This is a genomic window from Arthrobacter sp. YAF34 (assembly GCF_052113245.1).
Lineage (GTDB): Bacteria > Actinomycetota > Actinomycetes > Actinomycetales > Micrococcaceae > Arthrobacter.
The window spans coordinates 61,430-77,674 of record NZ_JBFRCV010000001.1 but is presented as its reverse complement, the minus strand read 5'-3'; the positions used below and the strand labels follow the sequence as shown (position 1 = coordinate 77,674).

At 67.6% G+C, this 16,245-nt stretch carries 15 protein-coding genes; 5 read left to right on the top strand and 10 right to left on the bottom strand.

All coding sequences use genetic code 11. The annotated features are described in order from the left end of the window. Positions 1-11: 11 nt before the first annotated feature. Positions 12-1,667, top strand: a complete 1,656-nt coding sequence (locus AB4Y72_RS00385; protein ID WP_441424199.1) for a DUF349 domain-containing protein — start codon at positions 12-14, stop codon at positions 1,665-1,667. A 335-nt stretch (positions 1,668-2,002) separates the two neighbouring features. Beyond that, a complete protein-coding gene (locus AB4Y72_RS00380; protein ID WP_441424198.1) occupies positions 2,003-2,530 on the top strand; it encodes a type IV toxin-antitoxin system AbiEi family antitoxin in 528 nt (175 codons plus the stop codon). Here AB4Y72_RS00380 and AB4Y72_RS00375 read toward each other — a convergent pair. From AB4Y72_RS00375 to pdxT, 9 genes are all read right to left on the bottom strand, one after another. Then, complete coding sequence (locus tag AB4Y72_RS00375) at positions 2,527-4,845, bottom strand: RelA/SpoT family protein (RefSeq protein ID WP_441424197.1); 2,319 nt, start codon at positions 4,843-4,845, stop codon at positions 2,527-2,529. The two genes, AB4Y72_RS00380 and AB4Y72_RS00375, sit on opposite strands and share 4 nt — an antisense overlap. Positions 4,846-5,051: 206 nt before the next feature. Beyond that, on the bottom strand, positions 5,052-6,071 hold the full coding sequence (gene secF / locus AB4Y72_RS00370; protein ID WP_441424196.1) for a protein translocase subunit SecF: 1,020 nt from the start codon (positions 6,069-6,071) through the stop codon (positions 5,052-5,054). Further along, on the bottom strand, positions 6,072-7,847 hold the full coding sequence (gene secD, locus AB4Y72_RS00365) for a protein translocase subunit SecD (protein ID WP_441424195.1): 1,776 nt from the start codon (positions 7,845-7,847) through the stop codon (positions 6,072-6,074). It abuts the gene before it with no gap. A 105-nt stretch (positions 7,848-7,952) separates the two neighbouring features. Then, positions 7,953-8,375, bottom strand: coding sequence for a preprotein translocase subunit YajC (gene yajC, locus AB4Y72_RS00360; RefSeq protein ID WP_441424194.1), 423 nt, complete (start codon positions 8,373-8,375; stop codon positions 7,953-7,955). A gap of 269 nt (positions 8,376-8,644) precedes the next feature. Then, a complete protein-coding gene (ruvB, locus tag AB4Y72_RS00355; protein ID WP_441424193.1) occupies positions 8,645-9,712 on the bottom strand; it encodes a Holliday junction branch migration DNA helicase RuvB in 1,068 nt (355 codons plus the stop codon). After that, a complete protein-coding gene (gene ruvA / locus AB4Y72_RS00350; RefSeq protein WP_441424192.1) occupies positions 9,705-10,358 on the bottom strand; it encodes a Holliday junction branch migration protein RuvA in 654 nt (217 codons plus the stop codon). The genes ruvB and ruvA overlap by 8 nt, the downstream gene beginning before the upstream one ends. A gap of 181 nt (positions 10,359-10,539) precedes the next feature. Continuing rightward, positions 10,540-11,127, bottom strand: coding sequence for a crossover junction endodeoxyribonuclease RuvC (ruvC, locus tag AB4Y72_RS00345; protein ID WP_441424191.1), 588 nt, complete (start codon positions 11,125-11,127; stop codon positions 10,540-10,542). A gap of 48 nt (positions 11,128-11,175) precedes the next feature. Next, complete coding sequence (locus AB4Y72_RS00340; RefSeq protein ID WP_018773179.1) at positions 11,176-11,931, bottom strand: YebC/PmpR family DNA-binding transcriptional regulator; 756 nt, start codon at positions 11,929-11,931, stop codon at positions 11,176-11,178. A gap of 3 nt (positions 11,932-11,934) precedes the next feature. Beyond that, positions 11,935-12,636: a pyridoxal 5'-phosphate synthase glutaminase subunit PdxT gene (gene pdxT / locus AB4Y72_RS00335; RefSeq protein ID WP_441424190.1), complete on the bottom strand. Its 702-nt coding sequence runs from the start codon at positions 12,634-12,636 to the stop codon at positions 11,935-11,937. Positions 12,637-12,728: 92 nt separating this feature from the next. Between pdxT and AB4Y72_RS00330 the strand changes: the two genes are divergently transcribed. The 3 genes from AB4Y72_RS00330 to AB4Y72_RS00320 are packed head-to-tail and all read left to right on the top strand — an operon-like array spanning position 12,729 to position 15,306. Then, on the top strand, positions 12,729-14,018 hold the full coding sequence (locus AB4Y72_RS00330) for a MurT ligase domain-containing protein (RefSeq protein ID WP_441424189.1): 1,290 nt from the start codon (positions 12,729-12,731) through the stop codon (positions 14,016-14,018). After that, positions 14,015-14,812: a type 1 glutamine amidotransferase gene (locus tag AB4Y72_RS00325; RefSeq protein WP_441424188.1), complete on the top strand. Its 798-nt coding sequence runs from the start codon at positions 14,015-14,017 to the stop codon at positions 14,810-14,812. The genes AB4Y72_RS00330 and AB4Y72_RS00325 overlap by 4 nt, the downstream gene beginning before the upstream one ends. A gap of 26 nt (positions 14,813-14,838) precedes the next feature. After that, positions 14,839-15,306 (top strand): GNAT family N-acetyltransferase, encoded by a 468-nt coding sequence (locus tag AB4Y72_RS00320; RefSeq protein ID WP_441424187.1) that lies wholly within the window; start codon positions 14,839-14,841, stop codon positions 15,304-15,306. 143 nt (positions 15,307-15,449) lie between these two features. Here the strand turns inward: AB4Y72_RS00320 and AB4Y72_RS00315 are convergent, their stop codons facing one another. Then, positions 15,450-16,229, bottom strand: coding sequence for an alpha/beta fold hydrolase (locus AB4Y72_RS00315; RefSeq protein ID WP_441424186.1), 780 nt, complete (start codon positions 16,227-16,229; stop codon positions 15,450-15,452). Between the last annotated feature and the right edge of the window lie 16 nt (positions 16,230-16,245).

Below are 16,245 nucleotides of genomic sequence, written 5' to 3'. Positions count from 1 at the left end.
GACTTCTAGCGGTGACAGACAGTCAGAAATCCGACGAAACATTGGCAACAGCAGCTGCCAACGAAACCGAAGCCGAGGCAACCACTGCCGAGGGTGCAGGCGCTGCCGTAGACACGGCCGGCGAGACACCGGCAGTCCCGGACACGGCAGGCGAGGACGCAGCAGAGGCCGAGGCCGAGGCCCCAGCGGAGCCCGCCGCAGAGCAGCCCGCAGCCGAGGCCGCCAAGACCCCGGCGGAAACAGCCGCGGAGCCCGCTGCCGAAGCCGAGGCTCCTGCCGCTCCCGCGCCGTCGCCGGTCCCGACACCGGCACCGCGTGCGGCGCCCAGCCCGGCAGCGTTCGCTGCCCGGCCCAAGGCCAAGTCCTCCTCAGCGGCACCGGCTCCCGCCCCCGCGGCAGTTTCCTCCGCAGCCTCCCTGGCCGAGGCGGCCCGCTGGGGCCGCGTCGAAGGTGACGGCCATGTCTTCCTGACGGTTGACGGCACGGAATATCCGGTCGGCCAGTACCCCGGCGTCAGCGCCGACGAGGCACTGGGCTACTTCGCCCGCAAGTTCGAGGACGTCCTGGCCCAGATCGTCCTGCTGGAACAGCGCGTGAGCTCCAAGGCGCCCACGACTGACATGCAGAAGACCGTGACACACCTGCGCGAACAGCTCGCCGAACGGAACATGGTGGGCGACTACCTCTCCGCCGAGGCCCGGCTGGATGCACTGGTGACACAGATCGGCGAACTCGAGAAGGCCGAGAAGGCTGAACACGATGCCGTCCGCGCCGCCGAGCTGGCCGCCCGCGAGGCCATTGTGGCCGAGGCCGAGGAAATCGCCGGCCACGATCCTGCGCAAATCCAGTGGAAGACCTCCAGCGCACGGATGAACGAGCTGTTTGAGAGCTGGAAGACCGCGCAGAAGAGCGGCGTCCGCCTCGGCCGCAGCAACGAAGACGCGCTGTGGAAGCGGTTCCGTGCCGCCCGGACGGTCTTCGACCGTCACCGCCGCGCCTACTTCTCCCAGCTGGACAGCAACAACTCGGCTGCCAAGGCCGCCAAGGAAAAGCTGATTACCGAGGCCGAGGCGCTCTCGTCCTCGACCGACTGGGGTTTCGCCGCCGGTGAGTACCGCCGCCTGATGGATGAGTGGAAAGCCTCGCCCCGCGCCAGCCGCAAGGACGACGACGCATTGTGGGCCCGCTTCCGCGCCGCGCAGGATGTGTTCTTCACCAACCGGCAGGCCGCCAACGACGAGATCGACCAGGAATACGGTGCCAACCTCGTGGTGAAGGAAGCCCTGCTGGTGGAGGCCAACGCGCTCCTGCCGATCAAGGACCTCAACGCCGCCAAGAAAGCGCTGCAGTCCATCCGCGACCGCTGGGAAGAAGCCGGCAAGGTTCCGCGGGCCGACATGGGCCGCATCGAGGCCGGCCTGCGGAAGGTGGAGGACGCCGTCCGCCAGGCCGAGGACGAGAACTGGAAGCGCTCCAACCCGGAGACCAAGGCACGCACCAACAGCGCCCTGACCCAGCTCGAAACCGCCATCGCCGGGCTGAAGGACGACCTGGCCAAGGCGGAGAAGGCCGGCGACGAGCGCAAGATCACGGCAGCCCGGGAGGCCCTCGAGGCCCGCGAGGCGTGGCTGGAGCAGCTCGAGCGGTCGGCGAGCGAACTCTCCTAGGCAGCCGGCGCACCAGGAAGCCAGTCGGGCCCCGTTTCGGTTTATCCACATGACCGGAACGGGGCCTGTTTTATGTCCGGGGAACCGGCAACGATGGCTGAATGGCAGTCAGGCCCCGCGCTCCCACCGTATCCCCGGCACAGCCCGCTCCGGCCCCCGCCGGTTCCGGTCAGCCTGGTTCCGGTCAACCCAGATCCGGCCAGCCCAGATCCGGCCGGCCCAGATCCGGCCAGCCCAGATCCGTCCACAGCGCGCCGGGGCCGCCGGGTCCGGGGCGCGAACACTGCGAGCTCTACTCCCCCGGTGCACTGTTCTCCTGGCCGGAGCTGCAGGCGATGGCCGCCGACGGCGTGCTGACGCAGCTGTATCAGCGCGGCTACCTGCCGCCCGGCGTGCCTGCCAGTCCGCAGTTGCGTGCCCGCGCCGCGTCCCTGGCGGTGGCACCGGCGATCCGGCAGCGGGTAGTGGCGGGACGCATGACCGCGGCGTGGATCTACGGCTGCGCGGCGGAGCCTGACCGGCTTGCGTTGCTCGTGGACACCAACCGGCGCATTTCCAGCCTGAGGTCCGTGCGCGGCTGCACCTTCCACGAAGTCCGGCTCGGCCCGTTCGACGTCGTCAGCATGGGAGGGCTGATGGTGTCCAGCCCGCTGCGGACAGCCTTGGACGTCGCCCTCCACGTGGAGGCGGAACGGGCTGTGCCGGCCCTCCGGGCGCTGTTGGACCGTCCCGAACTCGGCGTGCGGCTCCGGCTGCTCCGGCTGGCCGTCGACGCCAGCCCGCGCCTCCCCAACAAGCGCGCGGCGCTGGCGAAGCTGGCCGCCATCAGGCCGCGGCCGGATGATGCCGCGGCGGAGCGCTAGCTGCGGCGGCGGTTTCCGGTAGTGCGGTACACGTCGAAGACGCCGTCGATCCGGCGGACTGCGCTGAGCACGTGGCTCAGGTACTTGGGGTCGCCCATCTCGAAGGCGAACTTGGAGATCGCCACCCTGTCCGTGGACGTGTGGACGCTCGCCGCCAGGATGTTGACGTGGTTTTCCGAAAGAATCCGCGTGACGTCGGAGAGCAGCGATTTGCGGTCCAGCGCTTCGACCTGGATTTCCACCAGGAAGACACTGGACTGCGTGGGCGCCCAGTCGACTTCCACGATCCTGTCCGGCTGGTCCATCAGGCCGCTGACGTTGGTGCAGTCGGTCCGGTGCACGGAGACGCCGGAGCCGCGGGTGACGAAGCCTAGGATCGGGTCCGGCGGGACAGGCGTGCAGCACCGGGCCAGTTTTACCCAGACGTCGTCCACGCCGCGGACCACAACTCCGGAGTCGGAGAAGCGGGCCTTGCTGACCTGGGTGGGGATGGAGACCTCGGCGAGCTCATCGTCCGGGTGTTCGTTCCCGCCGAGGCTCTCCACGAGGCGTTCCATGACGGACTGCGCGGAGGTGTGACCGTCGCCCACGCCGGCGTAGAGGCCCGAGATGTCGGCGTACTTGAAGTCCTCCGCGATCGCGGCCAGCGCGTCGTGGGTCATGAGCCGCTGCAGCGGGAGGTTCTGCTTCCGCATCGCCTTGGTAAGCAGGTCCTTGCCGCGGTCAATCGCTTCCTCGCGGCGTTCCTTGCTGAACCATTGCCGGATCTTGTTCCGGGCCCGTGCGCTCTTGACGAAGTGCTGCCAGTCCTGGCTGGGGCCGGCGCCCTCGGCCTTGGAGGTGAAGATCTCCACCCAGTCGCCGTGGTTCAGTTCGCTGTTGAGCGGAACGAGCTTGCCGTTGACCCGGGCGCCGATGGTCCGGTGGCCCACCTCGGTGTGCACGGCATAGGCGAAGTCCACCGGGGTGGAGCCGGCCGGGAGCGCCATGACCTCACCCTTGGGGGTGAAGACGAACACTTCGCGGGCGTTGATCTCAAAGCGCAGGGAGTCGAGGAACTCGCCGGGGTCAGACGTCTCCTGCTGCCAGTCCACCAGGGAACGCAGCCAGCCCATGTCGCCGTCGCGCGGGCTTCCGGGGCCGGCGGCAGTCCGGTTCGGCTGGTCCTTGTACTTCCAGTGCGCGGCAACACCGTATTCGGCCCGCCGGTGCATCTCGTGCGTGCGGATCTGGATTTCCACCGGTTTGCCGCCGGGACCGATCACCGTGGTGTGCAGGGACTGGTACATGTTGAACTTGGGCATGGCGATGTAGTCCTTGAACCGCCCGGGCAGGGGGTTCCAGCGTGAGTGCATCGCACCGAGCGCCGCGTAACAGTCCCGGACCGAGTCGACCAGGACCCGGACGCCCATGAGGTCGTTGATGTCGTCGAAGTCCTTGTCGCGGACGATCATCTTCTGGTAGATCGAGTAATAGTGCTTGGGTCGACCGGTGATCGTGGCCTTGATCTTCGCCGCGCGCAGGTCCTCGGTGATCTGGTTGCGGATCACGGCCAGGTCCTTCTCGCGCTCCGGGGTCCGGTCCCCCACCATCCGCACGATTTCCTCGTACACCTTGGGATACAAGGCGGCGAACGAAAGGTCTTCCAGCTCCCACTTGATGGTGTTCATGCCGAGCCGGTGGGCCAGCGGCGCGAAGATTTCCAGGGTCTCCCTGGCCTTGCGGGCGGAGGACTCCGCGGAGACGAAACGCCAGGTGCGGGCGTTGTGGAGCCGGTCGGCGAGTTTGATCATCAGGACCCGGATGTCCTTGGCCATGGCCACGACCATTTTGCGGACGGTCTCGGACTGGGCAGCCTCACCGAAGCTGACCTTGTCCAGCTTGGTGACGCCGTCCACCAGCATGGCCACTTCCGGACCGAACTCGGCCTTCAGGTCAGCCAGTGTGTAGGACGTGTCTTCGACCGTGTCGTGCAGCAGGGCCGCGGCCAGTGTGGTGCCGCTGAGACCGAGTTCGGCGAGAATGGTGGCTACCGCCACCGGGTGCGTGATGTACGGGTCGCCGCTCTTGCGCTTCTGTCCCCGGTGGCAGCGCTCGGCCACGACGAAGGCGCGCTGGATGAGGTCGAAGTCCTCTTTGGGGTTGTTGGCCCGCACGGTGCGCAGCAAAGGCTCCAGGATCGGGGAGTACGCGGGGGCACCCCGCCCCGTCAGCCGGGCCAGGCGGGAGCGGGTGCGTTCACGCCGGCCCGGGAATGTCGGCCGGGCACCGGAATTGTCGACCGGCACGGAAACATCGGGACGTCCGGGAGCCACCAGGCCAGTCTGAGAACCCTGGCCTTGGCCCTTGTCCGCTGGTGCCTTCGGCACCGGCGTCGAACGTTCTTCCAATGGAGCACCTCTCGCGACCGGTTAATTATTCAAGTGTATTCCCGCAGCAGGATACTTCGATAACCGGCCGGAATACGACGACGGGCCGGAGGCCGCCGCAAACGACGTTCTCCGGCCCGCCGGTTGTCTTATCAGGCCGTGGCGGGCGTGGCCGCCGAGGCGGACTTGGCTGCCGCCTCGGCGCGCCGGTGCACCACACGCTTGGCCTGTTTGGCCAGCTCGGGTTCGCCCTGCCGCAACGCGGCGTAGAGGGGAGCCGCGATGAAGATCGTCGCGGCGGTGCCGACGAGGATGCCCACGAACAGCGCCAGCGACAGGTCCCGCAACGTTCCGGCGCCGAGCAGACCGGCACCGATGAAGAGGATCGCCCCGACCGGCAGAATGGCCACCACCATCGTGTTGATGGACCGGACCAGGGTCTGGTTGATCGCGAGGTTGACCTCTTCGGCGAAGGTGCGCCGGGTGGATGCCTGAATCTCCGAGGTGTTCTCCCGGATCTTGTCGAACACCACCACGGTGTCGTACAGCGAGTAGCTGAGCACCGTGAGGAAGCCGATGATGGCAGACGGAGTGACTTCGAAGTCACTGAGTCCGTAGACGCCGGCGGTAATGAACATCGTGACGGCCATCCCGACGAGGGCCGAGAGCGACATCTTCCAGGTCCGGAAGTACAGCGCCATCAGCACGGCGGCCAGCCCCACAAAGATCGCGAGGCCCAGCAGGGCCTGCTTGGTGACGTCGGCACCCCAGGTGGGGCCGACGAAGGTGGAGGTCACTTCGTTGTCCGTCACGCCGTAGGCCTTCGTGAGGCCTTCCTTGATCTGCAGCGTTTCGTCGTCGGTGAGCTTGTCCGTCTGGATCCGCATCGTGGTGCCGGCGACGTTGGCCACGCGCGGCACGGCACCCGCCACGACGTCCCGGACGGCCTTCTCGCCGAGGGATGCCTCGGTGCTGTGGACGTTGGAGACCGTGAACTCCGAGCCGCCGCGGAACTCAATACCGAGGTTGAAGCCACCCTTGGCGATCGGGATCAGGATGGAGAGGGCGACGGCGATACCGGCAACCAGGAACCAGATCTTCCGGTAACCGACGAAGTCGTACGAGCGCTTGCCCGTGTACAGCTCGTTGCCGAACGTTGAGAAGTTGACCATTTACTTGCCCTCCTTGGACGCGCTCTTGGAGGAACCGGCGAGCTGCGCCTGTTGTGCCTGCTCCTGCTTTTCGGCGAGGCGGCGTTCTGCGATCGTCATGCGGCGCTCGGCCTCCGCGGCGGCGCCGGTGTTCTTGGCGCGCACTACTGCCACGGGCTTGTCTTCCGGGGTACGGACTCGGCCCGCTCCGCGGTACAGCGGGACGGCACCCAGGCGCTTCGGGTCCAGACCCGAGAACCGGTGGCCTTCGCCGAAAAACTTGGTACGGGCCAGCAGCTGCAGGGTCGGGTGGGTGAACATGAACACAACGATGAGGTCGGCGATTGCGGTGAGGCCTAGCGTGAACGCGAAGCCGCGAACGTTGCCGACGGCCACGAAGAACAGCACCACGGCGGCCAGGAGGTTCACCGCCTTGGATGCGAGGATGGTGCGCTTGGCCCGCTTCCAGCCGTTTTCCACGGCCGAGATTAGGCCGCGGCCTTCGCGGAGCTCATCGCGGATGCGTTCGAAGTAGACGATGAACGAGTCGGCCGTCTGGCCGATGGCCACGATCAGGCCCGCGACCCCGGCGAGGGACAACCGGTAGTTTTCGGTCCAGCCGAGGATGGCGATGGCCAGGAACGTCAGTACCCCGGCGATCACCAGGGACGCTACTGTCACGAAGCCAAGGGCCCGGTACTGGAACAGCGAGTACACCACGACCAGGAGCAGGCCGATCAGGCCGGCGAGCATGCCCATACGGAGCTGTTCCCCGCCGAGCGTTGCCGAGATTTGCTGTTCGCTCTGGATTTCGAAACTGATCGGCAGGGCGCCGAAACGAAGCTGGTCGGAGAGCGCCTTCGCGGATTCCTCGGTAAAGCCGCCGGTGATCTGCGGGCGGCCGTCGGTGATGACAGCGAGGGAACGCGGGGCGGAGATGACCTGGTCATCCAGGACGATGGCGAACTGGGCCCGCGGGTCCGATCCGGTTTGTCCGCCGCCGGCGGAGTAGAACTGGTACAGCCGCTGGGTGACGTCCTTGAACTTGGCGGTGCCGGCGTCGTCGAACTGGATGTTGACGGCCCATTCATTGGTCACCGCGCCCTGGGCGCCGCGCTGCAGCTGGAACGAGGACGACTTGATGTTCGAGCCCTTCACTTCCACCGGGCCGAGGATGTACTTGATGGCCGGGGACTTGGCCGACGCCGGTTCACAGGTCACCAGGGGTTTGGTGGGGTCCGAGCGTTTCTGCTTGTCCTGGGACGGGTGGTCGCAGTCGAGTGCCTCGAACTGCTTGTAGATCGCGGGGGTGATCCAGTTCTGGTCGCTGCTGTTGGCGGGCGCGGCCGTCGGCTTGGGCAGCTTGGCCTCCGGGGTCCGGGAGGCTACGGGGACGGCTGCGCCGGCACCGGTCTGGAGCACGGGCCGGAAGTTCATGTCGGCGGAAGCCTGGATCAGTGCGCGGGTTTCCTTGGCAGGAGTTCCCGGGAGGCTGACCACGACGTTGCGGCCGGACTGGGTGCTGATTTCCGCTTCCGCGACGCCGGAGCCGTCCACGCGCTGACGAATGATCGCCACGGCCTGGTTGAGCTGGTCTTCGGTGATGCCCGAACCGCCCTCAACCTTGGGCGCCAGGATCATCTGGGTGCCGCCTTCCAGGTCCAGGGCGAGCTTGGGAGCCCAGCTTGCCTGGCCGGCAAGGGTGCCGCCCGCCAGGACAGCCGTCATGGCGGCGATGAGTACGCCAAGCCAGACCAGCATCCTGATGGCTGATTTTTTGGGGGCAGTTCGTGCCATTGTCGATCTTTCTATTATTTACGGCGGATCCGCCGGCGCGGGCAGTGGACCCCCGCCGGCGSACGCCCGCAACCGTTGCTTCGCGGGATAGCTCAGTTAGGCAGACTAGCTGTCTTTCTTGCCTTCGTCGTTGAGGCGGCGCAGGGTTTCCTCGGGAGTTTCAGCGCTGGGCGCGTCGTTGAGCGCGGCGGCGCTGTCCGTGTTCTCGGCGGTCACCTTTTCCGTGGTGAGCGAGGACGCGTCGTCGGGAACAACGGTCGGCTCCTCGGCCGCAACCACGGGCTCCACAATTTTGGTGACGGCCTGGCGGTGCACGGTGGCCGTGTTGCCCGGGGAAAGCTCAAGCGTGACCTTGTTCTCCGCTTCGTCAATGTTGACGATCCGGCCGAACAGCCCGAAGCTCGTCATGACCTCGACGCCGGGGCCGAACTTCGACTGGAGCTGCGCCTGCTGCTGCTGCGTTTTCTTGTTGCGGCGGAACATCATGAAGACGAACACGCCAAGCATCACGAACAGGAGAATTGTCATTGGATCCAAGGGGAAAGTTCCGTTCTGTACTTGCATAGCTGTTTTTCAGCAACGTCCATTTGCTCCGGGCGGCGCGGGCAGGACTCTGCACAGCAAGCTGGCAGCGAGACCATCCCCCAACCGCCGGCGGCCACCTGCTCTCCACCCACGGAAACAAACCCGAACGTGCCGAGCGTCATACCAGTCTAAAGGGAAAAGCTGAAGGAAGAGTGTTAGCGGCGGTTGCGGACCGGCTCCGGACCCGTTTCGCCACCGAGTCCGCCGCCGGATTAGCTCAGCGTACTGTCGTCCAGCTCGTCGGCCTGGAACAGTTCCAGCGGGTCCTGGCCGAACACACCGGCGGGAACGGCGAAGCCCAGGTGCGTCCAGGCCGGCGCCAGGGCGATGCGGCCCCGCGGGGTCCGGCCCAACAGTCCCTCCCGCACGAGGTACGGCTCGGCGACCGTTTCCACGGTTTCTGTTTCCTCGCCGACGGCGATCGCAAGTGTGGACAGGCCCACCGGTCCCCCGCCGAACTTTGTGATGAGGGCCTCCAGAACGGCACGGTCCAGCCGGTCCAGGCCACGCTTGTCCACCTCGTACATGTCCAGCGCCGCGGACGCCGCCCGGGCGTCGATCTGCTCGAGGCCGTGCACCAGCGCCCAGTCCCGGACCCGGCGCAGGAGCCGGTTGGCGATGCGTGGCGTGCCCCGGGACCGTCCGGCGATCTCGCTGAAGCCTGCCGAGTTGACCTTGAGGTCCAGCAGACCGGCCGAACGGCGCAAAACCAGTTCCAGCTCCTCGACGGAGTAGAACTCAAGGTGGCCGGTGAAACCGAAGCGGTCACGCAGGGGCCCAGGGAGCAGGCCGGCCCGCGTGGTGGCGCCGACCAGGGTGAAGGGCGGCAGTTCCAGCGGGATGGCCGTGGCGCCGGCCCCCTTGCCGACGACGATGTCGACGCGGAAATCCTCCATGGCCATGTACAGCATTTCCTCGGCCGGACGGGACATGCGGTGGATCTCGTCAAGGAACAGAACCTCACCCTCGGAGAGTGAGGACAGGATCGCAGCGAGGTCGCCCGCGTGCTGGATGGCCGGGCCGCTGCTGATCCGCAACGGGACGTTCATCTCGGCGGCGATGATCATGGACAGCGTGGTCTTGCCCAGGCCGGGCGGCCCGGAGAGCAGCACGTGGTCCGCGCTGCGGCCGCGCATGCGCGAGGCTTCCAGGACGAGGGACAGCTGCTTGCGGACGCGGTGCTGGCCCACGAAGTCGTGCAGGTTCTTCGGCCGCAGGGCGGCTTCGATGGCGCGTTCCTCCGGCTCCTCGCCGCCGGAGACGATCGACGGCTCAGCCACGCGCGCCTACCCGGTTTCCGGCGCGGGCGCCGTCCTGTCCCAGCCAGCGCAGCGTCGCGCGGAGGATCTCCGCCACATTGCCGTTCGCGGCGAGGTCGGGGGAATCGGCGAGGGACTTGTCGATGCTGGCGGCGGCATCCTTTTCGGACCAGCCGAGGCTGGTCATCGCCGCGATGACCTGCGGCTTCCACACGGATTCCGCCGAAGCCAGGGGGGCGGCCGCACCGGCCGCGCCGGCGGTGCCGTGCGGTACGAGCTTGCCGGCGAGTTCCAGCACGATCCGCCCGGCCACCTTCGGCCCGATGCCTGGGACCTTCGTGAAGGCCTTGCCGTCGCCGGAGTGGGCGGCGACCCGGATGGCTTCCGGTTCGTGGACGGCCAGCACGGCCAGCGCGAGCCGGGGACCGACGCCGCTGACGCTGAGCAGGACATCGAACACTTCCCGCTCGTCATCGCTGGCGAAGCCGAAGAGGGTCAGGGAGTCCTCCCGCACAATCAGGGACGTGAACAGCTTCCCCTCGTCCCCTACACGGAGCCCGCTGAGGGTCTGCGGCGTGGCGTTGACGCTCATGCCGGCGCCGTTGAGGTCGATCACGGCCGAGGACAGGCCAACGTGCGCAACGGTTCCGCGAAGAAAACTGATCAAGGCCGGGCTCCTGGGATGACAGCGAAAAATACGACGGCGAACATACAGACAGCGGATTTACAGGCGGCGCATATACAGACGGCGCTTGTACAAGCAGCGTTTATACGTGCAGCGCGTATACATGCGAGCAACCCGGCTATCCGAACATATCTACGAATAGGTTAGCAAGCGGGGCCGACATTCAGCGGGCACGGCGCGCTTTTGCCTCCGCGTCGGCCCACGCCCGCTGGGCCGGGGTAAGGGACTGGCTGCCCGGCCCCGTGGTCACTGCCTCCTTGGGGGAAGTGCCGCTTCCTGACCGCCAGGCGTGGGTGATGGCCAAGGCCAGGGCATCGGCGGCGTCGGCGGGGCGCGGCGGCGCGTCCAGCCGGAGGATCTTGGTCACCAGCTTGGTGACGGCATCCTTGTTGGAGGTACCGCTTCCCGTGACGGCGGCTTTGACCTCCGACGGCGTGTGCAGCGCCACCGGGATGCCGCGGCGCGCGGCGGCCGCAATGACCACCCCGGAAGCCTGCGCCACCCCCATGACGGTGCTGACGTTGAGTTGGGAAAAGACCCGTTCCACGGCCAGGACGTGCGGCTCGTACTTGTCCAGCCACTCGTCGATGGATGTGGCAATGACGAGAAGCCGCTGGTCCAGGCTCTCCTCGGGTGAAGTTCCCACGACGCCGAAGGCCACCATGGTGGCTCGGCGGTTCTTTTCGACGTCCACGACGCCGATGCCGCAACGGGTGAGGCCCGGATCAACCCCCAGGACGCGCAGCGTCACGGCGGGGCCGTCAAGACCGGGCCTCAACGTCCCGGCGAGGTGACAGGGTCACTCCGCTTCCAGTGCGGCCTGCACTTCGTCGCTGAGGTCCGCGTTGCTGTAAACGTTCTGGACGTCGTCGAGTTCTTCCAGGGCGTCCACGAGCTTCATGAACTTCTTGGCGGCGTCGAGGTCCAGCGGCACCTGCATCGAGGGCACGAACTCGGCCTCGTCGGTGTCGTACTCGATCCCGGCTTCCTTGAGCGCGTCACGGATGGCCTGCAGGTCGGTGGGCTCGGAGTGGATCTCGAAGCTGTCCCCGTTGTCCTTGACCTCCTCGGCGCCGGCGTCCAGGACGGCCATCAGCACGTCGTCCTCACTCAGGCCGTTCTTCGGCAGCGAGACGACGCCCTTGCGGCTGAAGAGGTAGCTGACCGACCCGGGGTCCGCGATCGTGCCGCCGTTGCGGGAGATGGCGAGCCGGACCTCGGAAGCGGCGCGGTTCTTGTTGTCCGTGAGGCACTCGATCAGGAGCGCCGAACCCTGCGGGCCGCGGCACTCGTACATGATCTCGGTGTAGTCAACGACCTCGCCGGTGAGGCCGGCGCCGCGCTTGATGGCGCGGTCGATGTTGTCAGCGGGCACCGAGGTCTTTTTGGCCTTGGTGACAGCGAGTTCCAGGCTCGGGTTGCCGGAGAGGTCCGGGCCGCCCATGCGCGCGGCGACTTCGATGTTCTTGATCAGCTTGGCGAAGGACTTGGCCCGCCGGCTATCGAGGATCGCCTTCTTGTGCTTGGTCGTCGCCCATTTGGAGTGGCCTGACATGCTTTACGCTTCTCCTCTGATCATTCGAATAAACAGTTCATGCACGCGCTTCTCCCCCGTTACTTCCGGGTGGAAGGAGGTGGCCAGCAGCTGGCCGGAACGCACAGCAACAATTCTAGCCGTCCCGTCCAGCGACTCGGGGTGACCGGCCTTGGACGGTTCCACCTGGGCGAGGACCTCGACGCCGTCGCCCACACGCTCCACCCAGGGACCGCGGATGAAGACGGCGTGGACCGGGGCCACCACACCGCCGGCGGCGCTGAAGTCCAGCCCCCCGAAGTCGAGGTCCGTCTCGAAGGACTCGCGCTGCCGGCCGAAGGCATTGCGGCGAACGGTGATGTCCAGGCCGCCGAAGGTCTGCTGCGGGTTTCCGGCCAGGTCCATCGCCGGGTCCGCGATCTCGTCCGCCAGCAGGATCATTCCGGCGCAGGAGCCGTAGACGGGCAGGCCCGCCTGGATGCGTTCGCGCAGCGGTTCGCGGAGCCCGAAGATCCGGGACAGCTTGTCGATCGTGGTCGATTCGCCGCCGGGGATGATGAGCCCGTCCAGGCCGTCAAGTTCGGCGGGGCGGCGGATTCCGACGCCGGCGGCGCCGGCGGATTCCACAGCGTGCAGATGCTCCCGGAAATCGCCTTGGAGCGCCAGGACGCCGATCCGGAGACCTGTTCCCACGCGGGAAACAGGGGAAAGAGAGGGGGAGGTCATCCCCACAGCATAATGCGCCGCGCCGGCCCGGGATGCATGCGCCGGGCCCGGCTGTCCCGGTTCCATGCCTCCGCTGGGATATATTACAGAGCATGCTTTACTACAGCGTTCCGCTCGGCAAGCTCGTCCGCCGGGTCTCCCGGCTCAGGGGCGGAGGCTCGGCCCTTCCCGGGCTAGTGGTCGAAAAAATCGATCCCGGTTTTATGCAGCGGACACTGTCCAGCCTGCCGCTGGGGGTCGCCGTCGTCAGTGGCACGAACGGCAAGACCACCACCACGAAAATGGTGGTGGAGCTGCTGGAGAGCCAGGGGCTGAAGGTCTTCACAAACCGCACCGGCAGCAACTTCACCCGCGGCGTGGCCGCGGCACTCCTGGGCGAGGTGGACTGGCGGGGCCGGCTGGATGCCGACGTCGCAATCCTGGAACTGGACGAGGCCCATGCCGTCCACTTCGTGAACAAGGTCCCGCCGAGGTACAGCCTCCTGCTCAACGTCCTCCGCGACCAGCTGGACCGTTTCGGCGAGATCGACAAGACGGCCGAGCTGCTTCAGCACATCGCGTCCAAGACCACCGGGACCGTGGTCCTGAACCGCGAAGACCCCCGCGTCGCCCGGATCGCCGGGACCCTCGACGGGCCCGAGGTGCTTTACTTCGGACTGGACGACTCCCTGCTGAGCACCTTCCCCAACGACGACGAAATGCGCGCCGCCCCGGGCAGCCCCGTGCCGCCGGCCCCCGCCAAGCCGCACGCCGACGTCGTGCTGCGCCGCGTGGGCGTGGACGACGCGGATTTTGAGTACGACGGCGGAACGGTCACCACGGCCATGAAGCTCCGCGGCGTCTACAACATCTTCAACGCCGCCGCCGCGCTGACCCTGGCCCGGGCGATCTCGGCCGCCCGCGGCACGGGCACTGACCAGGCCGGGCTGCTCGCGGCGCTGGCCAAGGTGGCGCCGGCGTTTGGCCGCGGCGAAAGCCTGGTGGTCGACGGCCTGCCGCTGGAGCTGGTGCTGGTCAAGAACCCCAGCGGGTTCCGGCTCGGCCTGAAGTCGTTCCCGGCGGCCGGCTACGCCACGATGATCGCCATCAACGACAACTACGCCGACGGACGGGACATGTCCTGGCTGTGGGACGTCGAATTCTACACCCTGCGCGACGGCGGCGTGGACCAGCTCACGGGCTCCCGCGCCTACGACATGGCGTTGCGGCTGCAGTACGACGACGTCGCCATCGGCGCCGTCGACACGGAGATCGCGCCGGCACTGGCAGCGTTCATCCGCGGCGCCCAGGGCAAGCCGAAGCGGATCTTCTGCACCTACACGGCCATGCTCGCCATCCGCCGCGAGCTATCCAAAATCACCACAGTAGAGGTGGTCTCATGACCCCCCAGTCCCCGGAACCCGCGCACGAGCTCTCCTTCGGGCACGAACTCCCGCCCGAAGAGCCGGCCGCCCCCAGCAAGGGGACCATCCGGGTCCTGCAGCTCTACCCGCGGGACATGAACATCTACGGCGACTGGGGCAACGCCCTGGTCCTCGCGCAGCGGCTGCGCTGGCACGGCTACACGCCGGAGCTGCTCGAATACAACGTCGGCGACCCCTTCCCGGCCAACGTGGACCTCATCGTCGGCGGCGGCGGACAGGACAGCGGACAGCTCGTCATCCAGGACGACCTCCTCTCGCGCGAATCCACGCTGAAGGAACTGGCCGAAAACGGGACCCCGATGCTCGTGATCTGCGGTCTGTACCAGCTGTTCGGGAAGTTCTTCAAGACCCGGCTCGGCTCGGTCATTCCCGGCATCGGCGTCCTGGATGTGGAGACCCACGGCACCGACGAACGCCTGATCGGCAACGTCACCGTCTCCTCCCCCGAGTTCGGGGACATCCTGGGTTATGAGAACCACAGCGGGCAGACCACGCTCGGACCCGGCGTCGAGCCGCTCGGAACCACGGCGAAGGGCACCGGCAACAACAGCGCCGACGGCCAGGAGGGCGCCCGCTACCGCAACATCGTGGCGAGCTACCTGCACGGCTCGCTGCTGCCCAAGAACCCGGCGCTGGCCGACTTCCTGATCCGCACCGCCGTCGAACGCAAATACGGCAGCTTTACGCCGGGCACTCCGGACGACTCGTACGCGGTGCTGGCGCGTGAACACGCCGCCCGGCGGCCGCGCTGAGTCCGTTGGCAGACACGCCCGGCGGCATGATCCTGATTGGGCGCGACACCCCTGAGCGGGACGATGTGCGGCAGTTCCTGGCCGGACACCTGGCCGACATGTACGCGACCTCCCCGCCGGAAAGCGTCCACGCGCTGGAGCCTGCCGCGCTGGCCGGACCCGACGTCGGCTTCTGGACAGCCCGGGAGAACTCCCGGCTGTTGGGCTGCGCGGCGCTGAAACGCCTGTCCCCCGGCGACGGCGAGATCAAGTCAATGCGCACCGCGGAATGGGCGCGCGGGCGGGGCGTCGCCTCGGCGCTGCTCCGCCACCTCCTGGCGGAGGCCCGGACCACAGGGTACCGGCGGCTGTACCTGGAGACAGGGAGCCAGGAGTTCTTCGCTCCCGCGCGGCGGCTGTACGAACGGCACGGCTTCGCGGCCTGCCCGCCGTTTGCCGACTACGCGCCGGACCCCCACAGCGTCTTCATGACGCTCCGGCTCGACGCCGGGTAGCCGGAAGCCGGCGGGTCGCCCGGCAGCGGATGGACGGGGGTTGCGGGACTCGCCAAGTCACCGCGCCGTCATCGCCTCGTCACCGTCGGGGCACCGCCCGGATTTCCAGCCCTTCCCCGGGCCCGGGAGGCTCGAAGATGCCATTATCGGGCCCGGAGAAAGGCCAGGACATCACGCGGGACATGCCTGCTGGATCCCGTCCGGAGGTGGCCCCGCCGCTCATAGACAATGAGGGTGCAGTCCGGAATCAGTCCCGCTGTCTCCTCCGCGACCTTCCTAGGGAAAAACGCGTCCCGGCCGCCGCAGAGCAGCAAAACGGGCCCACGGATGAGCGGCAGCACCGCCCGCGCGTCCAAAGCCACCCCGGCCCGGGCTTCTGTGAGCACATCCGCGGCCGGGCAGCCGTGGCGGCCCAGCACGCGCCTGCCGACCACGGGTCCCAGCAGTTCCCGCAGCCAGCGGGTCCGCGGCCCCGCGAGGACGTACTCCATCAGGGCGGTCCCGGCGCCGCCTAGGTCTCCGGCCGCGACGGCGGCGGCCATTCGGTGATCCACATCCTTGCCCCACGGGCTGAGCTCGGCTGCCGTGGCCACCAGGGCGATGCGCCCGAAGGATTCCGGATGGCGTGCGGCCAGGCACTGCCCGATCATCCCGCCGAAGGACTTGGCCAGCACCAGATCGACTCGGCCGCCGAACTCCTCCGCAATCATGTGAGCGTAGTCGTCGGCCATGTCCTCGCTGGTGTGCGACGCCGGCATATTCCGCCGGCGGGTGACAATCCAGACGGCGTAGCCGGCGTCCAGATAGGGATCAAGCTCCCGCCGGAACAGTCCCCCCAGCACCCCGTGCGGCACAACACTCCCCGGGCCGCCCTGGACGTAGAGCAGGGACTTGGCGCCCCGGCCCCACGTCACGTATTCCATCCCATTGCGGAATACC

What these genes read in the sequence shown, in the direction of transcription:
- pdxT (WP_441424190.1), bottom strand. Translation starts at nt 12,636, where the DNA reads ATGACCTCCCCCTCTCTTTCCCCTGTTTCCCGCGTGGGAACAGGTCTC.
- AB4Y72_RS00315 (WP_441424186.1), bottom strand. Translation starts at nt 16,229, where the DNA reads ATGGAATACGTGACGTGGGGCCGGGGCGCCAAGTCCCTGCTCTACGTC.
- AB4Y72_RS00330 (WP_441424189.1), top strand. Translation starts at nt 12,729, where the DNA reads ATGCTTTACTACAGCGTTCCGCTCGGCAAGCTCGTCCGCCGGGTCTCC.
- AB4Y72_RS00325 (WP_441424188.1), top strand. Translation starts at nt 14,015, where the DNA reads ATGACCCCCCAGTCCCCGGAACCCGCGCACGAGCTCTCCTTCGGGCAC.
- yajC (WP_441424194.1), bottom strand. Translation starts at nt 8,375, where the DNA reads ATGACAATTCTCCTGTTCGTGATGCTTGGCGTGTTCGTCTTCATGATG.
- AB4Y72_RS00380 (WP_441424198.1), top strand. Translation starts at nt 2,003, where the DNA reads ATGGCCGCCGACGGCGTGCTGACGCAGCTGTATCAGCGCGGCTACCTG.
- AB4Y72_RS00340 (WP_018773179.1), bottom strand. Translation starts at nt 11,931, where the DNA reads ATGTCAGGCCACTCCAAATGGGCGACGACCAAGCACAAGAAGGCGATC.
- AB4Y72_RS00320 (WP_441424187.1), top strand. Translation starts at nt 14,839, where the DNA reads ATGATCCTGATTGGGCGCGACACCCCTGAGCGGGACGATGTGCGGCAG.
- secF (WP_441424196.1), bottom strand. Translation starts at nt 6,071, where the DNA reads ATGGTCAACTTCTCAACGTTCGGCAACGAGCTGTACACGGGCAAGCGC.
- secD (WP_441424195.1), bottom strand. Translation starts at nt 7,847, where the DNA reads ATGGCACGAACTGCCCCCAAAAAATCAGCCATCAGGATGCTGGTCTGG.